At 43.7% G+C, this 446-nt stretch carries 1 pseudogene; it reads right to left on the bottom strand.

Going from position 1 to position 446, the window contains the following annotated elements:
* Positions 1-235: 235 nt before the first annotated feature.
* Positions 236-446, bottom strand: a pseudogene (locus tag BCT81_RS04320) (methyl-accepting chemotaxis protein); the annotation flags it as partial.

Raw genomic sequence — 446 nt, 5'->3', positions numbered from 1 at the left:
AAGATGGCAAGATCAACGATTTCCGTGGTACTTACGCTGAGTTCCTAAAAGCACGTGGCTAATCTAGGCTAGTGCTTCGGACAACCGCTGTTTGTAGACATCGATAGTCTACAGATAACAGAAAGTGTCCTTATAGAATTAAAACGCCCTTATCAGCATAAAGCGATAAGGGCGTTTTTTATTACCTACAGTGTATTCAGAGGTGGTGACAGCCCACAACAAAGTAGGCTACACATCAGTATTTAAACTGAGCCACAATCTTCTCTAATTTCACACTCACGCTCGATACCTGTTCACTACAACGCACTGATCCTGATACTACGGTATGTGTATTACTTGCTAGATGAGCGATGTCGCTGATGTTTCGGTCGATCTCCGCAGATACCATGGATTGTTCTTCAGATGCTGTCGCTATCTGACTGTTAAGGTCGAACATCTCTCCGACT

The organism is Vibrio sp. 10N.261.52.A1 (genome assembly GCF_002876325.1).
GTDB lineage: Bacteria > Pseudomonadota > Gammaproteobacteria > Enterobacterales > Vibrionaceae > Vibrio > Vibrio chagasii.
The sequence above is the reverse complement of the archived record's forward strand: the minus strand, read 5'-3'. Positions and strand labels throughout refer to the sequence as shown.